The organism is Leptospira adleri (assembly GCF_002811985.1).
GTDB classification, from domain to species: Bacteria; Spirochaetota; Leptospiria; order Leptospirales; family Leptospiraceae; genus Leptospira; species Leptospira adleri.
The window spans coordinates 1-20,020 of the sequence record NZ_NPDU01000031.1 but is presented as its reverse complement, the minus strand read 5'-3'; the positions used below and the strand labels follow the sequence as shown (position 1 = coordinate 20,020).

Genomic DNA, 20,020 nt, shown 5'->3' with positions numbered 1-20,020 from the left:
TTTACGGTGAGAATCGGTCTGAGATTCGGACCTGTCGTTATCCAAGAGGAGAGGAGGACCGATGATTCGTATCGGAAATTTCCCGGATTCAGTGAATGAGTACGCAGCAAGATCGGTGGCCGGTTTGGTTTTGGTTCTGGCTTTGGCTACCTTGTCGACGCAATCGATTTGGTTGAACCTCGCATTGTTGTACGGTTTTAGCGCTCGCGTTTTGTATGGGCCGAGATTTTCTCTCTTTGCGAAACTTGCGATTTATGGTATCGTACCGTTGTTCCGTTTAGGAGAAAGGCCGACGCCGGGTCCTCCGAAACGTTTTGCGCAAGCGATCGGATTTCTGTTTAGCCTAACGTCTCTCGTACTTTTATTGAAAGGCGAGATATTTATTTTTCAAGTTGTGCTCGGAATTCTTGCCTTCTTTGCCGCCCTTGAATCCATCGTTGGATTTTGCGCGGGCTGTTTTGTGTTCGGTTATCTGATGCGCTGGGGAGTGATTCCCCAGGAAGTTTGCGAAAAGTGTAACAATCTAAACTTCAAAACGAAGAATTGATTTTACAAAGCGAAACAGGATCGTTTCCAAAACGCAGATTGTTAAGCGAAATCGAATTTTACGGAAATACTTACAAGGGAAAGGAAATTAATGTCTAAGGAAAGTTACTACGTACCGGACGATCTCAAAAAATTCGGAAATATCGGGGAATTTCAGCCCAATCTTGCGAAGAAGTTTTTTGATTATTATGGAGACGTTTTTGCGGACGGGGCTTTGACCGCCCGCGAAAAATCTCTCATCGCTCTCGCAGTATCGCACGCGATTCAATGTCCCTATTGTATCGACGCATATACGACCGACACTCTCGAAAAAGGAGTGAGTGAAGCCGGACTTATGGAAGCGGTTCACGTAGCGGCTGCGATTCGAGGCGGGGCGTCTCTTGTACATTCGGTACAGATGATGAATAAGGTCAAACAACTCGGAATGTGATTTTACGGAAGTTTAAGGAATAAAAAAGAATGAAATCCTTACAATCACGGGGGAGTGAACTCTCTTCACCGGAGCGACAACTTCGGATATTGAAAGATGTCTTTGATCATAAGAATCTTCCGTCTTTTTCCGATAAACTGGAACAAACCAAAGTAGGGGCTCTGCATCCGATTCCCACCGAAATCTTTCAGATGAATTTGGGTAAACTTTGCAACCAAACGTGTAAACACTGTCATGTGGACGCGGGGCCCGATCGAAAGGAAAGTATGAGTAAGGATACGATGCTCGAATGTTTGAGCGTTCTTGCCACGAGTTCCATTTCGATCGTGGATATAACCGGCGGAGCTCCGGAAATGAATCCTGAATTTCGCTGGCTCGTAGAGGAAATACGTAAACTCGGAAAAAAAGCGATGGTTCGTTGTAATCTGACGATCCTGCTTGCGGGTGCGCGTTATGCGGATCTTCCGCGATTTTACGCCGAAAACCAGGTGGAGGTCGTGTCCAGTCTTCCTTATTTTGAGAAAAGAAGAACCGATTCTCAGAGAGGTGAAGGTGTTTTCGATCGATCGATCGAGGCGCTCAAACGGCTGAACTCGGTCGGGTACGGAATTCCGAACTCTGGATTGTTTCTCAATCTTGTTTACAATCCAGCAGGCGCATTTTTACCCGCTGCTCAAGGATCCTTAGAAAAGGAATTTAAAAATTCGCTCCTTAAAGAGTACGGAATCCAGTTCAATTCTTTATTCACGATTACGAATATGCCGATTTCTAGATATTTGGAATACCTGCGTGAAAGCGGAAACATAGAAAACTATTTGGAAAAGCTGGTGAATTCCTTCAATCCTTCGGCGGCTTTAGGCGTTATGTGCAAAAATACTCTTAGCGTAGGATACGACGGCTCCCTCTACGATTGCGACTTCAATCAGATGTTGGATATGAAGGTCGGCGGAAAAATACAGAATATACGAGACTACGACGGCGAACTTTTGTTAAAAAGAACGATTCGAGTTGCGGAGCACTGTTACGGCTGTACCGCCGGAGCCGGTTCCAGTTGCGGAGGCGCGACCGCGTGATAGAGCGGGGAATAATCGACTTCGATTTTGTTTTCTGCGGTTTTTTGGATCCGGGTGATTTTTTCTAAAGTCAGAAATTTTTCCTGATTGGTCACGACCTGTGTTTGAAGATTTTGATTGAAGTGAAGAAACGATTTCCCGTCTTCGATTCTCGCTTTTACGAAAAGATCGTGATTCGTTTTCCTTTTTTCAATCGTGCGATTGAGTTTCTCCGGAAGAGAGGACAGATCCTGAAACGGATTTTGAAGAAGATCGGAATCCAGATCGAAACCTACGGAGTTCCTACAGTTTCCGATTGCGGCAAGAGTTGTGGTTCCCGTTCCGAGAAAAGGATCCAAAACCAAATCCCCTTTGAGAGAATACATTTGAACGATTCGATTAGCAAGTTCCAGAGGATACGCCGCGCTTCTTTCTCTTCCTGCCGAAGAATCCAATCCCTGTTTTTTTCCCTTAAAATCCCAGAGGTCCGAAAACCAAAGATTACGCTCCTCCCAAAAAAACGCGCTTTGCGCCCTCGCCAATTTTTCCGGCTTGGTGGAGAATTTTCGTTTATTCCCTTTTCTGAATATTAGAATGTGCTCATGCTCTAAGGTTACATACGCTCCCGCCGGCAACATCCCCGAACCCATAAATTTATTCGGGGAATTGGTTTGTTTTCTCCAGAGGATACCCGGAAGGCTTTGAAACCCGAGCGAGTTGCAACCTTGGATCACACGAGCGTGATTCATAAAAATTTGAAAACCGGATTCCGTTTTCCGGGTGGCGTCTCCGATGTTGACTATGAAAAAACCGCCTTCTTTCAAAACACGAAACGATTCCTTCCAGACCTTGTCCAATTCCAGGTGCATTTTTTCAAAAGAAAGATTCGGGTTCGAAAACAGGCTCTCCCGAATCTCCTCCGAAAAACCGAAAAAAAGCTCATCCCACATCTCGATCATAGGATACGGAGGAGAAGTAAGAATCAAATCCACGGTCTCCGAGTCGATAGGAAAGGTTTCCCTCGAATCCCGATTCAAAATCTCATGGATCGTTTTCTTCATAATGCAATCAATAGAATTCTTTTGATCCGTTTCTTTGTCCACTCAAAACGACGGAGTCTTCTGTGATAAAACGACCGCTTTTGTTTTCAAGCCCGAAGTATGGCGATTTTACCGGACCGGTTTCTTTTCTGCTATACGTAGTACTCTTTCTTTTTTGGAAAAGCATACCGGGATTGGGGGGACTGATTCTTTATATAAGCGTATATCTGATCCTATTTGGAATCGTTTTGCTACCGATGCTAAATCCAAGAAAGAAAACCGAAGACGGGAAAGAATGGAATCGTATATGGTTTTGGGGAATCCTATTTCGTCTAACGGCAATTTTTACCTTTCCAGTCTGGGAAGACGACTGGGCTCGATTTTTATGGGACGGTTATCAAACGCTGGAGACCGGTTCTCCTTACGGAAAATCTCCCGCATCTTTTTTTTCAGACCGGGGACTTCCGATTTGGACCGTTGAGATCCTGAGCAGGATCAATCATCCGGAGGTTCCGACGATCTACGGACCGACCTTACAGATCCTATTTTGTATCTCGGCGTATTTGGTTCCGGGTTCTCTCGTTTGTCTCAAGTGTTTGTATTTTTTGATAGAGATCTTAGGGTGGTGGTTGCTTCGAAAAAACTTCACACAAAAAGAATTTCGAATTCTATTTTGGTTTCCCTTGCTGATCGTCGAAACCTATATCCAAGCTCATCCCGATTTTTTCGGGCTCGTCTTACTTTGCGGAGCTTATATTTACAAAGAGAGAAAACAAAATTGGATTGCGGGAGTTTGTCTTGGAGTCGCGTGTGGAGTCAAAATTTTTGCTTGGATCTTATTACCGTTCTGTCTGATCCGAACAAAACGAGTTTCATTCCTGATTGCCTTCTTTTTTACACTCTTGGCGCCGTATATTTTTTTCGGGATGCGCGGGGGAGTGGGAGAAGACGGGCTTGCGATCTTTTTAGAAAGCTGGGAGTTTAACTCATCACTTTACACTTTTCTAAAGTGGATTTTTGGAAGGATCATATTTGTGTCCGTTCCTGTTTGGTCGATTGGAGTTTTTTGTCTTGGTCTCTGGGGAACGCTCGGCCTTTTTTTCCTCAAAGAATTTAACGACGGAGACGAGAGCGCCCTCGGAAAAAGTTTTCTTTGGTTTTTTCTTTTGAGTCCCGTTGTGAATCCATGGTATCTGCTCTGGGCTCTTTTCTTTTGGATTCGAAGCGAAAATTTTCCCGGAATCGTATTTTGCGGAGTGGTCATTTTATCGTATATTTCTGGTAAAACCCTTTCCTCTTCGACCCAACTGCAACTTTATGAAAATCCGCTTTGGGTTCTGCTTTTAGAGTATTCTTTAGTTTTTCTTTCCTTAATTCTTCCAAAATTTTTGTCAAAAAGGACAAGATAGTTGTCAATAGATCCAATATATAACTCATATCTGTATGTTATATTGAAATATGAATTGACTTTCTAATATCTTAGAAAAATTATCTGCTTGACGGGTTCTTCACTGGATCCGTCCTAACTCTAACTTTCTCTGAAAAAGACCCTTTTCTACCCCGGGATTCCCGGGTTTTTTTTGAGTATGGGGTGAAGCGAAATTTCAAAGCGGGATGGAAAGAATCGAGAAAAGAGGTGCTTCCTTTGCAAACAGTTATGGCTCGCAGTTTAGATAATTCAGATACTCCTCCTTCGGAAAAAGTTCCTGACGATTTTTTGACAAGTTTTCTCGGAGATAAGATTCGGAAGCGGAGATTGGAACTTGGACTCTCCATGGAAAAAGTAGCCCAGATCGCGCAGGTCAGCCGTGGGATGTTGGGCTTGATCGAGACCGGAAAGACGACTCCGAGCATCGCGATTCTTTGGAAATTATCCAAAGCGCTTCGAACTCAGGTTGCGGAATTTTTGCCCGACGTTTCGATGCACAGCCCAAAGATCTTTCGTAAGGAGGAATCGAAGATTCTTACGCTAAACAGGGAAAGGTTGAGCGCCCGTGTTTTGTATAAGGATTCGGAAAATCATCTCGAATTTTTGGAAGTGGAATTGTCTCCCGGAAGTTTTCCTTTGCCGATCTGGTTTCAAAAACAAAAATCCCAAACCGTTTCCTTGGTGGAAGGCGAGATCGGTTTGGTTTTCGGCGGTAAGAAAAATTTACTTTCACCGGGGGATACGGCCGTGTTTCTCGCTCAAGATCTCCAAGAAATTTTCAATCCTTCCTCTTCCAAAGCGCTCCTGTTTTGGATTAGCTCCTCCGTAAGCCTCTAAAAGATCGGATCCTTGAGGATCCGCTTTTCATTCTTCTGAAACTTTCAAATTATAATTCAGTTCAAAACGATCCATTTCGGATTAACGTTATGCGTTAGACAAAATATGATGAAATATTTTTAACAAATTGTCAATATGCTTGTTTATTATAGTAAATAATAAATCTGTTAAAACGGAAAAATATTAGTATTCTAATCCTCCGATCCGAACTTAGGGAAAACTTCCTTTGGGCAATGAAACCCCGCTGGGAGAAACTAACGTAAGGAAAAAACCATGAAATGCAAACTTGGTAAATTTGGAATCGTGCTGGCTCTTGCGGGGTTTCTGGGAACCTGCAAACCATCGGAAAAAAAAGACGACGTTCTCCTTTGGGCCATAGCTGGAATCATCGCAAACGGAGTTAAGGTTAACACCGCCGCGGAACTCGCTGTGGAATCATACGATAACTACGACAACAACGAGTTCGGTCTGGTGACCGCCACAACGATCAATCGATGGAGATCCGATTGGGCCGGGCAGAAGCCGGCTTCGATATCGGGGAATCTGATCATCCTTCAATCGAATACGGGAGCGGCCGGTCAGGAATTTATTAAACCGACCAGCGGTGTTAACGTTTATTCATGGCCGAACGGCGGCGGAACGGATATCAACTTTAGGCAAAAAAGGAACAACGGTTTGTTCGACAACGTACAGACCGGTCTTCCCGATGGAGCGAGAACTGACGCTTTTCTAAAATTGTATCGAATCGATCTTTCCAAAGATCTCGTCGTCTTTGCCGCAGGAACCGATTCCGGCGCGGGAACTTCCGCTTCTCCGAAGGGCGGCAACTATCAAACCCTCGGTAGAGGATTGTATTGGCTTCGTTATTGGGGAGCGGATGCAAAACACGTTGCGGTTTTGGACGGACCGATTAGTACTCAATTCTCCGCATCCGATTTGACCGCTTCCGGAACTGAAAGTTCTCCGCCTAACGACGGAACGTATTCCGTAAAAAGTCTTCGTACTGTGGATAACTCGGTGCTCGTTCAACCCGTTGAAAACGTGATCAAGATCGTACGAAATCCGAATTCTCACGGCGTGACCGGATTGACTTCTTCCGTATTCATCGCCGACGCAAGACACAACACGACTTCCACCGAACGCGAGTTTGTCGGGACGGCTGATGGAACAAACGCCGCGGAAGTCGAAGCGGCGAAAAAAGCGCTCACGGAAGGACATTTGAAAGGGGCATTCTTTGCGCCTTGGCTGCAAGTGGTAGATCAAACCACGGGACGTTTCAAATCGAAGGCGGCTATCGCTGCATTATGGTCCAACCCCTCCGGTTGGGGACACGCGGAAAACGCTTCGGCCAACGGTTATCAACAAGGGCAAACCTATCTCCACTATTGCAGGACGAACGCAAGATCGATGGTTACGGGTCTCTCGACTTTTGTGATCCTCGGACGGCCGACCGTATTCTATGAGAATTCTTTTATAGAATGGAACGGTCTCTCTGCAAATCATCCGGATCCTACAAAAAGAACTCTTCCGGCAGGTTCTCCTTTTGCAACAGACACCGCGGACTTGACCGTAAGCACGGGCGGGTCCGGAGGCGGACCTACGTTCAACGCGGCTAACGCGGCCAACTATAAAACCGTCGTCAATCCGAACGCGACTACTTCGCGTCAGACGCTCATTGACGATTGGAATTACAAGATTCAGTAGAATGGAATAGAAAAGAATTTTTTTGAAACGTCGCGTCATTACGACGCGGCGTTCCTGCTTTGATAAATACATTTCGGAGAAGTTGCAGTGAAACAATTTTTTATTTTAAGCATACTCGTCGGTCTATTAGGCGTTTTGACAATTCCTTCCTTTGCTTCAGGCGGATTTAGCGGAGGGGGAGTCGCTCAGATTCCCAAAGGAAAGGACCGCGAAAAATATCATCTCGGTAAATCCGTATTCAATCGCGAGATAGAAATCACGGCCGCCGCTGACCCGGCTAAAATATCCGCTCAAAAGATACGCCTTGAATACCTACAAGGATCTTTGCCCAACAGCGAAAAACAAAGGATCAACCTCGAAGAATTCGCGGGAAAGTTGACCCCCGAACAGTTGGATTCCCTTGAATACTTCGTGAGCGTTCGCTTTAACGTAAAGCTCGAAGATAAAAAGGAATGATCCGTCTCCGCTCTAAGTCTGACGGATCGGAAACATGAAGAATCCGATTCTTATAAGTTTAAGAATTATGAATATTTGGTATGAATTATGAATTATAGATTTGGAATTCTGTGGTGTTTGACGCTTTTGACCGCTTCTGGAATTCAAGCGCAGCAGGCGTGGTCTCCGTATCAGAGACAGTTGTGGGTAAGGACGGTCTTTATCCACTCCGAATACGACTCGGCGTATCTCGCAAACACAAAGGCGAACTACGACGACAATATCAGGATCAGCACCGGAAATATGGTCTTGGAATACGGAATCACGGATCGACTCACGGTTGATTTCGGAACCGGTTTTGGTAAATTAGGAAGAGCTAAATTAGTGGATCGTTATGGAGGTCTCATGCAGATTCCGGAAAGTCCGGATAAATACGGTTATTTGGATACCAGAATCGGAATCCGTTATAAAGTTGTAGACGAATTCGACCATGACAAACGGTGGATCCCCACGATTTCGGTGAGAGCGGGCGCGATTAAAAAGGGAGACTATGATCGTAACCCGCAATCGCTCGGAGACGGCGCGAACGGAGGGGAGGTCAATCTCTATCTCGCAAAGGACTTCGATTTTTACGGTTTGGGTGCGTTAGGCGAACTCAGTTATCGAAGAAGGGAGAGCCCGGTTCCGGACGACATTCTCTATTATTCCGGATTCTATTTAAGATTTTTTGAAAGTTTCTTTTTTACGATCGGTGCCAGAGGGCAGAAAGGTCAAGGGGGTTACGCCTTCGCAGACCCTAGGCAGGCGCCTCCCCTGAATTATCTGAACTTAACCGTGCCGGATACGATTCCCGGGGTGAATCTCTACGATCTCTGGGTACAAAACGAACGTCCCGCCTGGGGAAGAAGGGAAGACTATCATAACGCGGAGGCTTCTCTGGGTTTTACCGATTCGTACGGTAATTTTTATAACCTCTATTATTCCCAGACTTACGCAGGATACAACACGGCGAAGTTACAGACGATCGGTTTTATCGTTAACTTTCCCTTCAATCTTTAGGAGTAGAACCGGATGAAACATCTAAACAATATTCTATTTTTCTTATTTATCTTCGTCTTTGTGTGGAGTTGCGGAAATAAATCCAACAATTACGATTTTATTCCGGCCGCTTTGAAGATTCGTCTTCCTTTGATCATAAAGGTCAATTCGGCGGAAGAAATCGCGAACGCTTCCGCGGACGATTATAACCAAAACAATTTCGGTCTTATCACCTATTCCAAACTCAATTTTTGGGTTCAGGATTGGCCGAATCGGAAACCGCTCGGAATTTACGGAAAACTTTTTATCTTTCAGATTCAAACCGGTACGCCTTCCGGACAATACATCTTTCCGAAAACCGGAAGCGGGGTGTATGTGCACTTAATGACTGACGCGGATTCGACTTTCGGACAGACGAGAAACAACGGAGTCGTCGATACTGAGACGATGGTGCCTCAGGGTTCTCAAGTAGACGGGTTTCTAAAAAAATACGGGATCGATCTTCAAAACGATCTTGTAATCTTTTCCGCGGATACTCCGACTACCTCAAATCTGCAACAGGCTTTGAGAGGATGGTATGCGCTTCGTTATTGGGGAGCTTCCGCAAAAAGTTTAGGAATTTTGAATGGAGCAGTTTCCTATCATGCGTCCCAAGGAAATCTTTTTACGACTCTCTTTCTTTCACCCCTCAATTCGACCGGTGGTAAGGGAGTTCAATCCCTTCTAACGGACAATACGATTTTGCAGGCGACTCTCGGAGACTTGATTCATATTTTAAAGAACGGAAATTCTAATTTCCTTAAGGTAACTCCGGTTCCGAAAGGCGGAGTCTTTTTTCTGGACGCTAGATCCGCGGCCGAATACGCGGGAACGGCTTCGAGCACTCCGGGGCCGAGCGGAAAAACTTGTGCGACTCCGCCTTGTGTTACGGGAATCGAAGGTCATATCAAAGGAGCCGCCAGCCTTCCTTTTGTAAATATATTAGAAGATACGAATATTACGGTTCAGTTTAAGAGTAAGGCTCAGATACAAAGTCTGTACTCGGCCGCCGGGTTCGTATCCGGTCAGACGATCATAACTTATTGCAGAACTAACGTGCGTTCGACGGTAACGGGTTTTGCTTCGGCGGCTATTCTTGGAATTCCAACTCGTTATTACGACGGTTCCTGGATCGAGTGGGGATCTCTTGCGACGGACGATCGTGCGATCAGCGACGATCTCAAGTGGTCCAATTTGCCCGCGGTTTCGCCTTGGAAGACGAATCTAAGCGTTCTTACGGACAATCTCACGGTCAATCCGGATGCGAATATTACGAAGTCGAGTTTTACTACGGCACAATCGTTCTCTCGGACTTCGAATCAGTTGATCGACGAGGATAAATTCTATCTGAGCAATACGAGTGGAAGTAGCGGCGGCGGATCTGCGGGAGGAAGTTCCGGCGGCGGAGGTGGCGGGGGCGGTAACGCTTGCGGAGGCTGATCAAAATTCTTCTGGAAAGAAGAAGGGAAGTCGGAAGAACGATAACGATCCGGCTTCTATTGTTCTTCTTCACAAATTGTGAAAGGCCGTTTTTGGAATCGTATTGGTCCGCTCCGATCGCGTTGCAAGGAAATCCTCCGATCGCCTACGGAGAATCGGAAAAAAGTCTCGATCCAAATGACTGCGGGACCTGCCACAAAGAGCAGTTCCGGAAATGGAACGAAAGTTTGCATTCGAAAGCGGCGGGCTCCGGACTTCAGTGGCAACTAAAACGACTCGGTGAGGAAAAGTCTTCCGCATGTTTCTCCTGTCATTCTCCGTTAGCCGAAACACAAGAGTATTTTAAAAAATCGAAATCTTCAACGCGGATATTTTCGTATCTAAAAGCCGGAAATGAAGAACACGGGATTTTGTGCGCTTCCTGCCACGTGAGAAACCACGTAAGATACGGACCGCCTCCTCGATCGGGTCGGAGTCCGAGCGGTTCTTCGCCTCACGGCGGTTATGTGATCCGGAAAGAATTTGATTCTTCCGAATTTTGCTCGTCCTGTCACGAATCGTCAGAAGACGGAAAAAAACTGAACGGCAAACGGATGATGGAAACTTTCTCGGAATGGAAAAGGAGCCGGTATGCAACCGAAGGAATCACATGCCAAAATTGTCATATGCCGGATCGATCTCACGAATGGAAGGGGATACACGATCCCGAAACCACAAGAAGAGCTCTTACTTCATCGTTCATTCTCGAATTTAATAAAGAAAAGCTGTCGATCGTCGCTTCTTTGACTAACACGGGAGCGGGTCATAAATTTCCGACCTATTCCGTTCCTAAGATTTTTATTTCTTTGAGTTGGGTCCGGAACGGAAAGATCTATCGTCCTCTTGCGGAGAAAACTATCGGCAGGGTTACCGATATCGATTTGGAAACCGAATTCGAAGACACAAGGCTCGATCCGGGAGAAAGCGCAGTTTTGAACGCGGAAATCTTGGAATCCGATTGGAGGAAAGGGGATAAAGTTCGATTTCAGGCGATCGTCGAACCAGACGAGTTTTACTCGAGGATGTTTCAGGAGAACTACGATCAAAGAAAAAAGTTCGGTATTTCCGGCTCGGAAGAACTCAGGCTTTCGGAGGCTTTAAAAAAAGTTAAGTCCTCGCGTTATGTGCTCTTTGAAATGGAAAAGAATTGGGAAAGTTCATCCTTCGAGTAAAAATTCGTCCACCGAACGGATCAAAAGAAGTCCTCCTCCTTTCGGAAGTTCGTTCACTCTAAATTCCGGATGGTTTTCCCAAATGTCCAAATCGCAGAGAATCAGATCGAACTGTTTCCAGTCGGAGACGCTCGATCCGGGTTGAAGAATTTTGACTTTCTCCCGTTTGAGACTTTGTTTGATCTTGGATGGGATCCGATCGACCGAGCCGTTTAGATCCACGATCGAAAGTTTAGAATTGTAATTCGAAGCGAATCTTCTTGCGATTTGTAAAAGATTCAGATCCTTTTCCGATCCGAAAAGAATGTGGATGTTTTTTACGTCCTCCAATTGCGAAGAGAATAGAATTCCCGTATTGCATTCCGTTTCGTTTAAGATGGTCCTAATCTTTCCTCCGAGTATATCGTCCGAAAAAAAAGAACGTGCGGCCCCGATAAGAAGAAGTTTATAATTACCGTCTTCCACGATACGGATGATGTCCTTCGTGATGTTTGTGGAGGTTTTATAAATCGTCCTAAGGTTAAGATTCAAGTCCTTGGAAAGTTCTTTGAGAGGAGTAAAACTCGAGGCTTCGTATTTTTCCGCGTGAGATTCCGAAATATTGGAATCGGGTGAAAGATGGACCGCAGTCAGTTCTCTTTCCTTTTTCTTTTCGGGAAAAAGTCCATAAGCAATCTTTAATAGTTCCAAACCTCTTGAATGCTGCGCGAAGGAAATCAGAATTCCGTTTCCGGATCTGTATCTCGAAACCGTCTCCTCTTTGGAAAAAAACCAGTCCACGATTTTTAAGCCGGGTCCGGTCATGATTGTGGTAGTCAAAGCCATAAGAACCATCATCGAAAAAATCTCTTCCGATAAAACTCCAAGATCGTAACCTATGTTCAATACGATCAACTCCATCAAACCTCTGGTGTTCATGAGAATTCCAATGGAGATGGAATCCTTCCAGTTTTTACCGGAAAGCCTGGATGCGATCGCACTTCCGCCTAACTTTCCTAAGACGGCGACAAAAAGAATTAAGAAGAAAACGGGCCAAAGACCTGCGCTGGAAAGAAGTCCGAATTTGGTTCTAAGCCCCGTAAAAGCGAAAAAAAGCGGAAGCAGGACAGTGAGACTGAAATCCTCTATCTTATCCACTAAGTTGCTGCGAAGTTCTTTTTTATCCGGCATTACGACCCCGGCCAAAAATGCGCCGAATAACGCGTGTATGCCGATCGCCTCGGTGATCCAAGCCGAGGCGAAGATAAAAAGAAAGAAAAATGCGGAGATCGTTTTGGTCATCGATTCCTTGGTTGTGTAGAGGTTTCCGGCTCTTCTCATCAGAGGAAGAATCGCTTTCCACATAACGATCATATACGCGACCGACATAAGAATCGTGAGAAATCCCGAAGAAAAAGATCCGGCGTTTACGATCGTAACCACGACCGCAAGCACACACCAAGCCGTAACGTCGTCCGCGGCGGCGGCGGTGATGGCAAGGCTGCCTAACGTGGTTTTGGTCCATCCTTTTTCCAGGATGATTCTCGCCAAAACCGGGAAGGCGGTGATGCTCATTCCGATTCCCATAAAAAGACTGAATGCGATAAAATCCACTTTTTCGGGCGCAAGAGGAATGAAAATGAAGTAGGCGAGACCCGCGCCCAATAGAAACGGAAACATAATGCTGGAATGGGAAATTACGATCGCGGATTCCGCTTGGTTCCTCAAAATCTTGAGATCGAGTTCCATTCCGATCACGAACATAAAAAGCAAAAGCCCCAATTGGCTGAGAATTTGGAGCGTGGACAAAGATTCTTTCGGAAAAAGAAGATTGAATCCTTCCGGAAAAATCAAACCTAAAAGCGAGGGGCCTAAAAGAATGCCCGCGAGAATTTCGCCGATGACCGCGGGTTGTCCCACAAGAGTCGCTAACTTTCCGAAAAAACGAGCCGCTATCATGATCACGATCAATTGGAGCAATAACCTGGATAGAGGTTGTTTGATATGTCCTGAAAAAATCTTGCCTACGGATTCGAAGTCGAGAAGTCCCGGTCTTTCCAAACCGTTTTGGACCGGATTTTTTTTCTGATTTCCGGAAACTACTTCCGAACCCTGAGAAGAATGGAAATTCTCCTTTTTGGGTTCCAGATCCTTTCCGGATTGAAGTATGAAGGCGAGGGATAAAACGAAAGAGAAAATTAGAAAAATGTAAAATAGAGATATCTTTTTCATACGGGGAATCCTCGTCTGGGAGCAGTTTCTTCCCGAATTCTGGATCCGTCATTCAGATTTTAGTTAGGAACGCGGCGTTTCAAGATTGATATTTTTATGATTCCGTTCGTCGGAACGCGACGGTTTCAGACGAAAAAATCAGAGGAAGGTCGGACCTAAAAAGAGGACGATTGATCGTTTTCCATTCTTTCCAAAAAGAAGGTCTTCCTCCGAAATTGCGACTTCGCTTAACAAATCGAATTTATGGAAAAGGGGAAAGCAAAAGTGATTCTTCTTGAAGGACTTTGGATGCGAGCTTAGCCGCTTCTAACGGAGCCGCGGGTTGTCCAGTCGTGCGGACTCGGGTTAAGATCAGCCATTGTGTTCCTTCTTTTTGAAACAAAGCCCAGAACCAGGAATTCGCCTCGTCTTGGTTGTAATAAAAAGCGGAGTCCGATTTATATTCTTCGATTCCGTTCCAGTTTCCCGGTAGGTCGTGATTGCCGCTCGCGTTAGCGACGGACCCGGCGTCTCTTTTTAAAAGACCTAAAACGGTCTGAATCGTTTTCCTGCGGAAAGGCGGATTCGATTCCTGCAAACGGGCCAAGTAGTCCACAAACTCGGACGGAGAAACCGTGTAAGATCCATCGAGCCAAAACGAAGTTCTCGTAATCGGAACCGAGCCGCTGAAAGCGTCGAATCTTTCTAAAAGTTGTTTTCCTTTTTCCGGACCGATATCGTTCCAGAGTTTTGCGAAATACCAATGAACCGAATACTCAAGCGCCGATTTAAGATTCTGATCTTTTTGCCAACGGATATAAGGATGTCTGGTCTTATCCCAGAAAAATAGGGATTGGTCTTCTTTGAGATAACCGCTTTCCAACGCGTTCAAAGCGAGGACCGTGTGAAAAAGAGAGGCGGGCGGGGACTTAAAAAAACATTCCTCTTTTTGAAAGTAGATTTTGTTTCTTGCGCTTAAGTTTACGAGGACCGCACAAGCGGACTTTCCGTCCCAGTCTAGATTTTTCTCCGCAAAAGGCATGGGAGGAAGTGCGACAACGGACGGTTCGCTCTTGCAGAAGAATAGAACGAGGAGGATCCACGGTAATAGGAGTAAAGACTTCACTTGAGTTTGACTGAATCAGCTGAGAACGGAAATGCCAATCAAAATAAGAGAGACCGGGATATAAAAAAAGAAGAAGTAGATTTTTCCCACCTTCTTCCAAGGTTTTTCCATTTTGGGTTTTAAGAGTTCGATCAACTCTTCCTCGTTCGCCTCGTAGAGTTCCGAGGCGTCGTTCATGCCGTAGAGACGAGCCGCCAAACGGAGAAACGCTTTCTCGCGATGGGTTCTTAAATATTCGCGACTCGCCGAAACGAGAGCGGAATCTTTCGAAAAAAGATTTCGAAATACGGAGGGAATCTCATAGAACTTTCCTATGAGAAGGCTTGAAAATCGGGTGAAAAGACCCAGATAAAACAGGGAAGCGTATTGGACGGCTTCCATTTTTAATCCGAAAACTATGATAAAACAAACCAGGTAGGCCCCGTAGCCGAGGATCAGTCCGGATCTTTCAAAAAAACGATTCCAAAAAACTTCTTTGTCGAATTCTAAATCCATTGCCTGGAGGGAATAGAGGTTTGTTTCGTTTTGAGACATCGGATAAATTAAGAAAAAGGAATATTCTTCCCTCTTCTATCCATGCAAAATTCAGCCCTCGAAATGACAAATCAATTCGAGTCCGTTTCATTCTCATTTCAGGAAGCTCCGGTCTAAAAAGGCTAAAAAATTGAATTTAGAAATTCACGTACGTTTGTTTGAATTTTGCGCTTTCGAATTTTCAAAAGGCCCGCTTGTTTTCGATCTTTCGGAAAATCGGGATCCGAGGAGAGACATAAGGGAAAAGAATCGAACCTACTAATTTTAAAAATCGAATCTCAACTTTCATTCTTTTTTTTCTTCAGCGGGAAACTCGGGAGAAGACCGAAAATCTTTTCATACGAGGCCCCTGGATGTCGACTGCGCTCAAAAGAAAAGAAAGAAAAATTCAAACCGGAGAATTCTGGACTTCTCGTCAGAGACAATCTCATTCCATTCATTACAGCGTAAGTTACCGCGCCTCGTTCAAACCGGAACTGCCGGCTTTCTTTTTGGATAAATATCTTTCGGGAAGTAAGGGAGTCGTCTTGGATCCGTTCGGCGGAAGAGGAACCACTTCGATTCAGGCGAATCTGGAAGGACATACTGCGATTCACAACGATATCAGTCCGATGTCTTTGTTTCTAGCGAAGTCGAGGCAGATCGTTCCGTCTATCGAGAGTATGGAGAAAATTCTTTCCGGAATGGATCTCGGGAAAAAAACGAAGGAAGAAAAGGAAGACAAGGATCTTCTCGCGTTCTATCACAAAGATACGTTAAACGAAATCAAAAATCTAAAAAGAATTCTCGCGGAAGACGCGTCTCCTGAAATTCAGTACATAGGAGTGACGGCTCTTTCCCGTTTGCACGGACACAGCGACGGATTTTTTTCCGTCTATAGTTTTCCTCAGATTTCCATTCCGCCGAGCGCTCAAAAGCGAAACAACGAGAAGAAGGGAATCCGTCCGGAATACAAGGAGATCAAGTCGAGAATCTTGCAGAAGATGAAGAGAGATCTCAAAACTCCGCTGCCTCCGTTTTACCACGAGTTTTCGGGAAGAAATCGTTATACCAATCATTCTTCGTTGCATCTGGAATCTCTGGAAGACTCGGTTACGGATCTTGTCATAACGTCTCCGCCTTTTCTCGATAAGGTGAACTACGAAGAGGACAACTGGCTTCGGTACTGGTTCTTAGAGATCGAACTTCCCGATCACAAGAAACCGAGCATCTTCTCGACCCTTTCGGGTTGGACCGATTTTATACGCGGAACCCTGGAAGAACTTTCACGAGTTCTAAAACCGCAGGGAGTCTGCGTGATGGAAGTCGGGGACATCAAAAAAGGAAGGACCGTTTTCAATCTAGACGAATACGTAATCCAAGCCGCTTCGGAAACGGGTTTGGAATGGGAGACTACGTTTATCAACGACCAGAAATTTACCAAACTTTCCAATTGTTGGAACGTTTCGAATAACGAAAAGGGGACGAACTCGAATCGTTGTGTGGTCTTTCGAAATTATAAGAACCTGTCCTGAAACAGGGAAAGAACCTTGCAGCTTGATCTTTCCGACAAAATAAAATAAGGTTTTGGGACGCGCTGTAAATAAGAAAAATTGTGGGAACTCCTTCGTTTTTTCAAAGGCGTCCTCGTAAAAGAATATGTAGGATCTCTTACAAGGTTTGGTCGCATCCGCTTACGCGGTCGGGCAGCTCCGGGCTCGCGAAGCCTCGCTCGGTCTCAAACGCCGCGAAGAAATACTTTGAAAGAATACGTTCCCTTTTTTCGCGCTCGTTTTAGACTGAACCCTCCGCGTCCCTTGCGGTGTGGGAACTCCTTCTTTTTAGGCGAAGTTTATTATAACCCGGACCAAATTCGTTTTTTCGAATCGCATTTTGGGTCCGGGCATTGAATTGGAGAGAAGTCGCCCGGAGAGGGGGGAGCGTAAGACGCTTTGCGGCTGCAGCGAGGGGGAGACTTCCCCCATCCATAAACTCTCATTTTTTACGAATTCTGTCTCTAAATCCGAGCTTTCCCCTTCACCAATTTTGAAATTCTACCGAACTTAAATTCAGAAGAGGGTTACCGGAATATGATGCGCTCACTCTGGACTGCGGCTACGGGTATGATTGCCCAGCAATTCCATATCGATACGATTTCAAACAACTTGGCGAACGTGAACACGACCGGTTTTAAAAAGAACCGCGCCGACTTTGAGGACTTAGTCTATCAACACCAGGTTTTGGCCGGAACTCCCGCCACTTCCGTCAGTGAAATTCCTACCGGCGTTAACGTTGGGCACGGGGTTCGCGCGGCGGCCTCGCAAAAACTTTTCGAGATCGGATCCTTTCAAGCCACCGGAAATAAACTCGATATGGCGATCACCGGCGAGATGGGATTTTTCAAAATTCAGATGCCCGACGGAAGTTTTGCGTTCTCAAGGGACGGATCTTTCAAGATAGATTCGAACCAGCAAGTGGTGACGTCTAACGGATATCTCCTCGAACCTCCTCTGATTCTTCCGGAAGGCGCAATCTTAAATACTCTCATGATCTCCGAACAAGGAGAAGTCACCGTAAAAGTCGGAGCGGATATCCGTCCTATCGTCATCGGTCAGGTGGAACTCTATCGTTTCGTAAACCCCGCCGGTCTTACCGCGATTGGAAAAAACTTATTTCAAGAGACGATGGCTTCCGGTCCTGAAATTCCGGGAACACCCGGTATGGAAGGATTCGGAAACGTCCTTCAGGGTTTTTTAGAGATGAGTAACGTAAAGATCGTGGAAGAAATGGTGAACATGATCGTCGCTCAAAGGGCTTACGAATCCAACTCGAAAGCGATCCAAACTTCGGATAACATGCTTTCCACCGCGATTTCACTCAAGAGATAAGAATTTTATAAATTTCTAATGAAACTCTTGGCGACACTTCTGCTTTCGATTTTGGTTTTTAACCCTCTTTTCGGAAGAGGAGTGTCCGGGATTTATCTAAAGGGACGGGCTTTGGTCGAAGGAGACGAGGTCTTTCTTTCTTCGATCGCGAGAATTCCCGACGGGTTCGAAGATCGAGTCATCCTCAGAAATTTAAAAAAGCCCGTTTTTATCGGTTCCAAAGAAATTTTAAACGTCTATAGGGATCTGGATCCGATCGTGACCGGAAAGGAAACCCTGGTTCTTCCCCTCAATCATACGCTGGAGCCTTTTGAAATCACCGAATCTCTCGCGAACGAAATCAAAAAAAAGCATCCGGGAGAAGAATTTCGTCTAACGTTTTTATCCGGCGAAACAAAGGTTCCGCAGGAAGGAGTCGAACTTCGTTGGGCGAATCTCTCCTCCCGCTTGCATCCGGGACAGGTAATGGCGTCCTTGGAGATTTTTTTCCAAAATCAGAAAATTCATACTCTCAGGATCCGATTTCAAGTGGAACAGAAGGTTCGGGTTCAAAAGGCGATCCGCGCATTGCAGAAAGGAATCAAAATCACGGAAGACGATTTTAAGGAAGAAGAAGTCTTGACTCCCGAAGAAATATTAGATTCTCCAGGCAAGGAACTTCTTGGCTCAACGCTTTTGAAGGATATGAACGAAGGTGAAATCTTCCGTAAAAAACACGTCCGTAAAATCGCAGACGTTCAGAGAGGCGGGGAAATTCTTATGATCTATCATAAGGGCAGTCTCGTTTTAAAGACGAAAGTTAAGGCTCTTAGTTCCGGGAACATAGGCGAGGATGTGCAAGTGACCACCCATTCCAGAGAAGGTCAGATGAGAGCCAAGGTCGTGGATAAGAATACGGTGGTTACGGAATGAAATTCGATTCTATCAAAAAAATCATCTCCGATCTTTTTCCGGGAATTCTGGGCGCCGGAACGGTTTACATTTTATTAATATTCGTGGTCTTTGTAGAGGACGGTTCCCGATTGCGGGCGCAGGATTCCTCCCTCTGGACCGATAAAAATCCGTATTCTGTCCGCCAGAACATCAAAGTAGGTTCTCCTCTTTATATCAAAATCAGGAACGGTCTTCAGGCGGAGTTCGAACTAGAATCCAACGCGGACGAAACTCTTACTCTGAAGGCAATGCCGGATAAAAAAATCATCCCCGACATGCCTTCGTATAACAATGATCGTACGATCACGCGCAAAAATAAGGGAAAGATCAAGTCGATCGGAAAGATCAAAGGAAATCTGACGGCTCTCGTTACCGCGGTCGATCCGAATACGGGACTTCTCACGATCCAAGGTCAAAAGCTGAGCGTTATTAACGGGGAAGAGAATAGTCTGATCCTTGCGGGAACTGTCGCGCCCGAGTTTGTGGAAAAAGATTCCTCTTTGGATTCGGATAAAATCGCAAACCTTCAGGTCACTTACAACGGAAGAATCAACCCTAAACAGGCGACTCCTCCGATCGCCCTCAAAACGATCACCAATCCGGACGGATCCGTGACCGTAAAAGCCGAACTTTCGGAAGAGGAAAAACAAAGGCTCATTCTGAACCAACTCAACCGTCTCCTCGGAGAATCACAATGAAATTCAAATATTCCATATTTTATATATTCTTTTTTTGCGGTGTTTTTGATCTCGCGGCTACGGAACTTCGCCTGAAAGATATCGCGAAGATAGAAGGAGTCCGTGAAAATCAGATCACAGGCTACGGAATCGTGGTCGGTCTTCCCGGAACCGGCGACAGCAAAACCCCGATGACTTCGGAAAGTATGAAAAACTATCTGAAAAATCTCGGCGTGGAGGCGAACCTAAAACCGGATCAAACTAGAAACATCGCGTCCGTTCTTATCACCGCGACGATTCCGACTTACGCCCGCAAAGGAGATAAACTCAACGTAGTAGTATCCTCGATCGGAGACGCTAAGTCCTTGGAAGGCGGCGTTCTTCTGCAATCTCCTCTGAAAACTGCGGGGGATAAAACCTTTGCGGTCGCTTCGGGTGTTATATCTTTCGGAGGAAGACAAGAACAGGAACGGGGAACTAACGGTCGCGGAA

General features: G+C 45.5%; 19 protein-coding genes. 15 read left to right on the top strand and 4 right to left on the bottom strand.

Annotated features, from left to right (window positions below):
- Positions 1-61 precede the first annotated feature (61 nt).
- The 3 genes from CH376_RS12950 (at position 62) to arsS (ending at position 2,049) form a co-directional block, all read left to right on the top strand.
- Complete coding sequence (locus tag CH376_RS12950) at positions 62-547, top strand: DUF4395 domain-containing protein (RefSeq protein WP_100784251.1); 486 nt, start codon at positions 62-64, stop codon at positions 545-547.
- A gap of 90 nt (positions 548-637) precedes the next feature.
- Positions 638-976: an arsenosugar biosynthesis-associated peroxidase-like protein gene (locus tag CH376_RS12945; RefSeq protein ID WP_100784252.1), complete on the top strand. Its 339-nt coding sequence runs from the start codon at positions 638-640 to the stop codon at positions 974-976.
- Between the two features lie 29 nt (positions 977-1,005).
- The gene (gene arsS, locus CH376_RS12940; protein ID WP_100784253.1) at positions 1,006-2,049 is read left to right on the top strand and encodes an arsenosugar biosynthesis radical SAM (seleno)protein ArsS; all 1,044 of its coding nucleotides are present in this window, start codon (positions 1,006-1,008) and stop codon (positions 2,047-2,049) included.
- Here the strand turns inward: arsS and CH376_RS12935 are convergent.
- A complete protein-coding gene (locus CH376_RS12935) occupies positions 1,998-3,089 on the bottom strand; it encodes a DNA-methyltransferase (RefSeq protein WP_100784254.1) in 1,092 nt (363 codons plus the stop codon). The two genes, arsS and CH376_RS12935, sit on opposite strands and share 52 nt — an antisense overlap.
- Before the next feature lie 173 nt (positions 3,090-3,262).
- Between CH376_RS12935 and CH376_RS12930 the strand changes: the two genes are divergently transcribed.
- The 7 genes from CH376_RS12930 (at position 3,263) to CH376_RS12900 (ending at position 11,201) form a co-directional block, all read left to right on the top strand.
- Complete coding sequence (locus CH376_RS12930; RefSeq protein WP_100784255.1) at positions 3,263-4,477, top strand: DUF2029 domain-containing protein; 1,215 nt, start codon at positions 3,263-3,265, stop codon at positions 4,475-4,477.
- 248 nt (positions 4,478-4,725) lie between these two features.
- Positions 4,726-5,334, top strand: coding sequence for a helix-turn-helix transcriptional regulator (locus CH376_RS12925; RefSeq protein ID WP_100784497.1), 609 nt, complete (start codon positions 4,726-4,728; stop codon positions 5,332-5,334).
- 273 nt (positions 5,335-5,607) lie between these two features.
- Positions 5,608-7,038, top strand: a complete 1,431-nt coding sequence (locus CH376_RS12920) for a rhodanese (RefSeq protein WP_100788123.1) — start codon at positions 5,608-5,610, stop codon at positions 7,036-7,038.
- Between the two features lie 87 nt (positions 7,039-7,125).
- Positions 7,126-7,494 carry a hypothetical protein gene (locus tag CH376_RS12915; protein WP_207767159.1) on the top strand — a complete coding sequence of 123 codons (369 nt, stop codon included), beginning with the start codon at positions 7,126-7,128 and terminating at the stop codon, positions 7,492-7,494.
- An 87-nt stretch (positions 7,495-7,581) separates the two neighbouring features.
- The gene (locus CH376_RS12910) at positions 7,582-8,532 is read left to right on the top strand and encodes a hypothetical protein (RefSeq protein WP_100784257.1); all 951 of its coding nucleotides are present in this window, start codon (positions 7,582-7,584) and stop codon (positions 8,530-8,532) included.
- A 12-nt stretch (positions 8,533-8,544) separates the two neighbouring features.
- Positions 8,545-9,990 (top strand): sulfurtransferase, encoded by a 1,446-nt coding sequence (locus CH376_RS12905; RefSeq protein ID WP_100784258.1) that lies wholly within the window; start codon positions 8,545-8,547, stop codon positions 9,988-9,990.
- Positions 9,978-11,201, top strand: a complete 1,224-nt coding sequence (locus CH376_RS12900) for a multiheme c-type cytochrome (RefSeq protein ID WP_100784259.1) — start codon at positions 9,978-9,980, stop codon at positions 11,199-11,201. Before CH376_RS12905 ends, CH376_RS12900 begins: the two co-directional genes overlap by 13 nt.
- Here the strand turns inward: CH376_RS12900 and CH376_RS12895 are convergent.
- The 3 genes from CH376_RS12895 to CH376_RS12885 form a co-directional block, all read right to left on the bottom strand.
- On the bottom strand, positions 11,187-13,412 hold the full coding sequence (locus CH376_RS12895) for a cation:proton antiporter (RefSeq protein WP_100784260.1): 2,226 nt from the start codon (positions 13,410-13,412) through the stop codon (positions 11,187-11,189). The genes CH376_RS12900 and CH376_RS12895 overlap by 15 nt on opposite strands.
- A gap of 241 nt (positions 13,413-13,653) precedes the next feature.
- Positions 13,654-14,517 (bottom strand): penicillin-binding transpeptidase domain-containing protein, encoded by an 864-nt coding sequence (locus tag CH376_RS12890; protein ID WP_243394673.1) that lies wholly within the window; start codon positions 14,515-14,517, stop codon positions 13,654-13,656.
- A 15-nt stretch (positions 14,518-14,532) separates the two neighbouring features.
- Complete coding sequence (locus tag CH376_RS12885; RefSeq protein ID WP_100784262.1) at positions 14,533-15,051, bottom strand: hypothetical protein; 519 nt, start codon at positions 15,049-15,051, stop codon at positions 14,533-14,535.
- 353 nt (positions 15,052-15,404) lie between these two features.
- On the opposite strand from CH376_RS12885, the gene CH376_RS12880 reads away from it, so the two are divergent.
- The 5 genes from CH376_RS12880 to CH376_RS12855 all read left to right on the top strand — a co-directional run.
- Positions 15,405-16,565, top strand: a complete 1,161-nt coding sequence (locus tag CH376_RS12880) for a DNA methyltransferase (RefSeq protein ID WP_100784263.1) — start codon at positions 15,405-15,407, stop codon at positions 16,563-16,565.
- 558 nt (positions 16,566-17,123) lie between these two features.
- The gene (flgG, locus tag CH376_RS12870) at positions 17,124-17,918 is read left to right on the top strand and encodes a flagellar basal-body rod protein FlgG (protein WP_100784264.1); all 795 of its coding nucleotides are present in this window, start codon (positions 17,124-17,126) and stop codon (positions 17,916-17,918) included.
- Positions 17,919-17,936: 18 nt separating this feature from the next.
- Positions 17,937-18,830: a flagellar basal body P-ring formation chaperone FlgA gene (flgA, locus tag CH376_RS12865; RefSeq protein ID WP_100784265.1), complete on the top strand. Its 894-nt coding sequence runs from the start codon at positions 17,937-17,939 to the stop codon at positions 18,828-18,830.
- Positions 18,827-19,549: a flagellar basal body L-ring protein FlgH gene (locus tag CH376_RS12860; RefSeq protein WP_100784266.1), complete on the top strand. Its 723-nt coding sequence runs from the start codon at positions 18,827-18,829 to the stop codon at positions 19,547-19,549. The genes flgA and CH376_RS12860 overlap by 4 nt, the downstream gene beginning before the upstream one ends.
- The coding region (locus CH376_RS12855; RefSeq protein ID WP_207769139.1) for a flagellar basal body P-ring protein FlgI at positions 19,546-20,020 on the top strand (475 nt) is incomplete at its 3' end. The genes CH376_RS12860 and CH376_RS12855, both read left to right, overlap by 4 nt.